The following is a 6,495-nucleotide window of genomic DNA, read 5'->3' on the forward strand; positions in this document are numbered from 1 at the left end:
AAGCGTGGTCAGAAAGTTATCAGGGATTGTTGGACGTTAGAAATGAAGGAACAGTGGCGGAGGTGTTGAATTACATAAGGGAGTCTCCAGTCCTTAGTCTTCCAGACAAGGTGGAAAGTTCCGAAAATAAGTTCCAGCGATTAACTGATAAGCCAGAGGATGACTTGGAGAAGGATGAAGCAAGCTTTTTGAGTGGGCTTAAGAAGTTTAGAAGCATCAAATACTCTGAGGTGGTGAACCTTGGTTTATACATTGATGATAAAACTCCCTTTTCTACTAAGCATGGTGTGAAAGGTGCTCAGTTCGACAATGTTCTTGTTGTATGCGGCAGGGGGTGGAATCATTACAATTGGAACCAAATGCTTGAGTGGTTTAAAGGTGGTTTTCCTTCAAATAAACGAGATACTTACGAGCGCAATAGAAACTTGTTTTATGTGAGTTGCTCCAGGGCAAAGCATAATCTTACACTTCTCTTTACGCAGGAGTTATCAGCAAAGTCAGTGTCAGCTCTAGAAGGGATTTTTGAAAAAAGAAATGTTTTGGGCTCTCCGTTTGATGCTTAGCTTTTTAATGGCGCAACTCCGTATGTTTAACGGAGGTTGCGCCTGTATTTGTCGTTACACCTAATATCTTTGAGTCTGATTTTAAGATAATTAAGTGGCAGCTTATGCCAAGGGACTCTAAATGCTTATACACAATGCTTGAGAGTTCTCGTTGTTCCCGTACCCTAAGCCGTACCCAGAGTGTTTTCTGATACGGTTGAAACTCTTTTAAGCCCTTATTTAATGCGCTCTAGAAGTACGCCAGCTTCCATGTGGTGGGTGTAAGGGAATTGGTCAAACAGCGCAAAACGCGCCACCTTGTGGGTTTCGCTCAGAATTTCCAGATTCTCTTTCAGGGTTTCTGGGTTACATGAAATGTACATGATGCGCTCGTAACCTTGCACCATTTTACAGGTGTCTACATCCATACCTGCGCGCGGTGGGTCGACAAAAATCGTATTGCAGTTGTAGCTCTTGAGATCGACGCCATTGTCTTTGAGACGACGGAATTCACGTTTACCCTCCATGGCTTCCGTAAATTCTTCTGCCGACATACGGATGATTTGTACGTTGTCTATCTCATTCGCTGCAATGTTGTACTGTGCTGACTCGACCGAAGGTTTTGCCAACTCGGTTGCCAGTACACGGTCAAAGTTCTGAGCCAGAGCTAAAGAGAAGTTGCCGTTACCACAGTAAAGCTCCAGCAGATCACCAGTGCTGTCTTGAGTGCAGTCCAGCGCCCATTCCAGCATTTTTTCGGCAACTTTGCCGTTGGGCTGCGTAAAGCTGTTTTCCACCTGCTGGTAGACGTAGGACTGTCCGTGCACGTCGAGCTTTTCGATCACATAGTCCCGGTCAAGGACGATCTTCATTTTACGGGCGCGGCCAATCAGGTTGAGGTTGAAGCCTTCATCGTTCAGACGCTGTTTCAATGCTTTGGCATGTTGGGTCCACTCGTCATCCAGTTGGCGGTGATACAGCAGCGATACCAGAATTTCACCACTTAGTGTGGAGAGAAAATCCACCTGAAACAGTTTACGGCGCAGTGAATCGTTGTCTTTGAGTGCGTCAACCAACAGCGGCATCAGATCGTTGATCAGGCGACTGGCCGCCGGAAACTGATCAACACGGTATTTCTCGCGTGTCTCCTGATTGAACATGATGTAGTAGAGATCATCTCCTTCATGCCACACGCGAAATTCGGCGCGCATGCGGTAGTGCTGCTCTGGAGATTCAAACACTTCCAGCTCTGGCACATTGAACTGGGCGAACATGTGTGTCAGACGCTCGGTTTTTTCGGCCAACTGCTGCTGGTAGCGTTGTGGATTTACATCGAGAGAAGCCATGAAGTTACCTTTTCGGGTGCATTAAAATAAAGAGCGCAGATTTTATTCAATCCACATCTGATGTCCAGTGCCGTTGATGAATTGCTGTCTATACTGGCTGTAAAACTATAGGTTATGCCAATCTTTAACTAGACAAACTATCAATAGCTTAATAGTATCATCGCCAGGCTGGTGCCATTTAGCGGTATAGATGGCTGAAAAGGGAATCTGGTGCGAATCCAGAACTGACGCGCAGCGGTAAAAGAGAACGAACCTCCATAGGACACTGTTTTTGTGGCGAAAACGGGAAGTCGGAGTAGTAGGTGGTGAAAGCCTAGCTCTTGAGTCCGAAGACCTGCCAGCGGCCTGGTCGGCATAGGAATGCCGGCCGGGTAGGATTTACGCGACTTAGGATGACAATAATGAACAAATCTTTTCTGGCGGTGACAGTGGCATCGCTGCTTACGCACGCCTCTATTTCCGTTGCTCAGGAAACCGCTTCTCACACTGACACGCTGGTCGTGACAGCCAACCGTTTTGAGCAAAATTCCCAGTCTTTGACCGCTCAGGTTGAAGTCGTCACCCGACAAGACATTGAGCGCATTCAGGCCAAATCCCTGACCGATGTGTTTCGTCGTCTGACAGGTATCCAGATTTCGCAAAATGGCGGACGAGGCCAGAACGCGTCGATTTTCGTCCGTGGCGCCAATTCCGATCAGGTGTTGGTGCTGATCGATGGTATTCGTTTTGCCCGTGCGGCGAAAGGCAGCATTGATTTCAGCCAGTTGCCGATCAACTTTGTCGAGCGGATCGAATATGTGCGCGGTGCGCGCGCGTCGGTTTACGGCTCGGAAGCCATTGGTGGGGTGATCAACATCATCACGCTGGCGAATTCGAAAACCAACCAGAGCACCAAAGTTGCAGCGGGCTTGGGCAGCCTGGATTATCAGGAGCTGTCCGCGACCACGGGTGTGCAGGTCGGAGAAAATGGCCACCTGAATGCTGCGTTCGGTTATGACAGTGACAAGGGCTACAATGTCCATCCGATAGCCGGACTTAATGATGGCGATCGCCATGGCTTTAAGTCGCGTAATGGTCTGGTGGGGTATTCTCATCAACTGACACCGGAATGGAAAGCGTTCGCCAATCTGCGTGCGTTTGACAATGTTTCTCAGTATGACGGGTCATACATTTATCAGTCATTTTCATCTTACGATCGCAAAGAGGCTGAGGTTGACAATATCGCTGCCGCGGCGGGGGTAGAGTTTCAGCGTGCGGCCTTGGCCTCGCAGCTGTCATTTAACTGGCAGAATCAGGAAGAATGGAATTACAGCAAAGCAAGCGGTAAAAATGGTGTCGGTAGTACCCGTGATGAAATGGAGCAGTTTAATCTGCAATGGAACGCTCAGTATCAGTTAACCGAAGCATTGACGCTGGCGGGAGGGATCGACTGGCGTGATGAATCACTGGATGAAAAGTCGAACCATAGACAACATCAGCGTGATAACTGGGCGTATTACGGCGTGCTGGCGGCTGATTTCGATCGACTGTTTGGTGAAGTGTCTGCCCGTCTCGACGATAACGAACAGTTTGGTAGTGAATCTACTTATAACCTGGGCGCTGGTTATCATTTTGCCGACTTTCTCACGGTCAAAGCGTCTTACGGTACTTCATTCAAAGCCCCGAACCTGTACCAATTGTACAGTTTCTACGGTGATGACAATCTGGACCCGGAGTCAGCCAAGTCGGCTGAACTGACGTTCAGTGGTCTGGTGTCTGGCGTGTTTTGGTCGGTGACTGGATACGATACGCGTATTGACGATCTGATCGAATATAATTTTGTGACCTCAAAATACTACAACATCGATGGGAAAAGTAAGCTACGCGGGGTCGAACTGGTGACTGAGTTTGATACCGGCATCGTTTCGCATCAGTTGAGCGCAGACTTTAAAGACCCGGAAAACAGTCAGGGAGAACAACTGCTGCGTCGTGCTAAAAAAGTCTTCAAATATAACGCGACTGCGAGCTTTGAGGATGTTGATGTGTCACTGGGCTATCAGTATGTGGGTACACGCCCAGATTACGATAACGTAGAATTGGATGCCTACAATCTGTTTGATCTGTCGGCCAACTATTTTGTTACCGAACATCTGACTTTAAATGCGCGAGTCGACAACCTGTTTGACGAAGACTACGAGACAGCGGCAGGCTACCCATCGCCTGAGCGCGCGTATTATCTGAACGCCAGTTACGAGTTCTGATTGAAAGCCGCCCAAGGGCGGCTTTTTCTATGAGGAAACAACATGACAAAAAACGTGATCGTCAGTTGGTCGAGTGGCAAGGATTCGGCGCTGACACTGGAAAGGTTGCTTGAAGACCCGGCCTATCAGGTCGTCGGACTGTATACCACTTACGTTGCTGAAGAAGTGCCGTTTCAGGCCACCCCGCTGGATGTGCTGGTTCAACAAGCTGCGTTAACCGGACTGCCTTTGCTTAAAATCGCTTTGCCGACCGTTTTTCCATCTAATGAAGTGTATCAATCGACGATCGTCACCGCACTCAAACAAAGTGGGTGGGCGATTGATGCTGTGGCCTTTGGTGATATGTTCTGTAACGGAATAGAGCAGTACCGGCGCAGTTACATTGAACCGGCTGGCTGGGAGTGTGTGTTTCCGTTGTTGGGGCTGGACAGTCGCGATCTGGCGCAAGAAATCCTCCAACGTGGTATTCGTACCATATTGGTGACCATCGACGGAGAGGCCTTACCCACCGAATTGTGCGGGCGCTGGTACAACCATGAGTTGTTAGAGCAGTTGCCTGCGGGGGTTGATCCGTGTGGTGAAAACGGCGAGTTTCATACTTTGGTCACCGAAGCACCGTGTTTCTCTGGCCAATTGCAACTGACTAAGTTGCTGGTAGAGCAGGGCCCACGCTTTTCTTACCAAAGATACACAGTACGCCAATTGCCAAAATCCAAAGAGCGAGTATGATCTCCCCATCTTTATTCGTGGAATCGCCGTGTGGTGCAGCAAGAAAAACAAACCGTATTGATTTTTGACTCCGGCGTGGGTGGATTGTCTGTGTATCAGGAGATCCGCGATCTGCTGCCGCAGCTCAACTACATCTACATCTTCGATAACGAAGCGTATCCCTATGGCGAACTGTCGCAAGATGTACTGATCCGACGGGTACACAATGGCATTACTCGTTTTGTGGCGCAGCATCCGGTCGATATTGTGGTGATCGCCTGTAATACTGCCAGTACTATCGTATTGCCTTCCTTGCGCGCGCAATTGACCGTGCCAGTGGTTGGCGTGGTGCCGGCAATTAAGCCAGCGTCGTCACTGGCCAATAAGGCCGTCGGTCTGATCGCGACTCCAGCAACAGTGACACGTGAGTACACTCGCGATTTGATCCGTAACTTTTCTAACAACAAAACCGTCGAGTTGCTTGGCTCGACCCGCTTGGTTGATATGGCGGAAGAAAAGCTGCGTGGTCAGCCTGTTGATCTTCAGGAGTTGGCGGAGATTCTTGCACCGTTAAAAAGCCATGTGGATGTTGCGGTGCTGGGATGCACGCACTTTCCACTGCTGCGTCAGGAAATTGAGCAAGTACTGGGGCAGGAGGTGATGCTGGTGGATTCCGGGAAAGCCATCGCTCGCCGGGTCAAAGAATTGTTGCGCCTGGAAAGTGGTCAGGCAGACCACCGGACACATCAGATATTCAGCAGTGCACTTCCTTGGCAAGAAAGTGCACTGAATATAACGTTACACGAACTGGGCTTTACTCCTGTTCAGCGTTTTCCGATTCTGGATGTTTAGGATCATTGGCAATCCGCACCTTTAACGTGCGCTGCATATAGTCCTGCTCATTCAGATCCTGGATGGCGCCTTCAGCATCCGCTGCCGCCATCACGACAAAACCAAATCCTCTCCTTTTTCCGGTACGTTTGTCTTTCATCAGGCGTACCGCGAACACTTCGCCATGTTTGGCAAACAGCTCGCGGACATGCGACTCGTTCGCTTTATAAGGCAGGTTGCCAACATACAGCGTTTTAGTCAGTGGGTTGGTGTTATCGGTTACAGATTCAGTATTGGTGTTCAAAAGTTTAAGAACAAAAGCGCAGGAGAGAACACCAATAACGAAGGTGAGTGCAGGAGAGAGAGATACCTGCGAGAAGACGATGCCACCCAGTACGGCCAGAGCGACAATCAATAAGGTCGATTTATTAGAGTTCATACTGAATTACTACATATATAAGTAAGAAAATAGGGATAACTATCGTTTACAAAATAGTCACACAGATCTTACGTATATGCTTGAGGTTTTTCCAACCGATTGATGTGATGCGCCTCAAATGTTGAAATTTTATTCGATATTCAGTGATTTGACCGTATTTTGAGCGAACAAAAAGAAATTTCAAAAAAACGCTTGTGATCCTTTGGTGTCTCCCTATAATGCCGCCTCACCGACACGGAGTGAGACGAAAGTCACACAGCGAGTCGGAAACAAGAGAAAAAGAAATTTGAAAAAATGCTTGACTCTTTCACGGTGCGGAGTAAGATACGCACCCCTAACGACGAGCAACTGAGTTGCTGAGTGAGTTAGAAAAGCTCTTTAAAAATAAG

6 protein-coding genes and 1 riboswitch are annotated in these 6,495 nt (G+C 48.5%); of the genes, 4 read left to right on the top strand and 2 right to left on the bottom strand.

The annotated features are described in order from the left end of the window. A partial coding sequence (locus CAG65_RS15620) for a 3'-5' exonuclease (RefSeq protein ID WP_272926124.1) occupies nucleotides 1–563 on the top strand: 563 nt, incomplete at its 5' end. Nucleotides 564–778: 215 nt separating this feature from the next. Here CAG65_RS15620 and trmA read toward each other — a convergent pair. Next, a complete protein-coding gene (trmA, locus tag CAG65_RS15625) occupies nucleotides 779–1,888 on the bottom strand; it encodes a tRNA (uridine(54)-C5)-methyltransferase TrmA (RefSeq protein WP_161454240.1) in 1,110 nt (369 codons plus the stop codon). Nucleotides 1,889–2,040: 152 nt separating this feature from the next. Further along, nucleotides 2,041–2,244, top strand: a riboswitch (cobalamin riboswitch). 45 nt (nucleotides 2,245–2,289) lie between these two features. Here trmA and btuB point away from each other — a divergent pair. Genes btuB through murI form a run of 3 tightly spaced genes read left to right on the top strand, consistent with a single transcriptional unit; the run spans nucleotide 2,290 to nucleotide 5,688 of the window. After that, nucleotides 2,290–4,128: a TonB-dependent vitamin B12 receptor gene (btuB, locus tag CAG65_RS15630; protein WP_161454241.1), complete on the top strand. Its 1,839-nt coding sequence runs from the start codon at nucleotides 2,290–2,292 to the stop codon at nucleotides 4,126–4,128. A gap of 42 nt (nucleotides 4,129–4,170) precedes the next feature. Then, complete coding sequence (locus CAG65_RS15635; protein ID WP_161454242.1) at nucleotides 4,171–4,857, top strand: adenine nucleotide alpha hydrolase; 687 nt, start codon at nucleotides 4,171–4,173, stop codon at nucleotides 4,855–4,857. 30 nt (nucleotides 4,858–4,887) lie between these two features. Continuing rightward, nucleotides 4,888–5,688, top strand: coding sequence for a glutamate racemase (gene murI / locus CAG65_RS15640; protein ID WP_443084069.1), 801 nt, complete (start codon nucleotides 4,888–4,890; stop codon nucleotides 5,686–5,688). Here the strand turns inward: murI and CAG65_RS15645 are convergent. Continuing rightward, a complete protein-coding gene (locus CAG65_RS15645; protein WP_161454243.1) occupies nucleotides 5,651–6,106 on the bottom strand; it encodes an RNA recognition motif domain-containing protein in 456 nt (151 codons plus the stop codon). The two genes, murI and CAG65_RS15645, sit on opposite strands and share 38 nt — an antisense overlap. Nucleotides 6,107–6,495 lie beyond the last annotated feature (389 nt).

The organism is Vibrio sp. V39_P1S14PM300, from assembly GCF_009904765.1.
In the GTDB taxonomy this organism is placed as follows: domain Bacteria; phylum Pseudomonadota; class Gammaproteobacteria; order Enterobacterales; family Vibrionaceae; genus Vibrio; species Vibrio proteolyticus.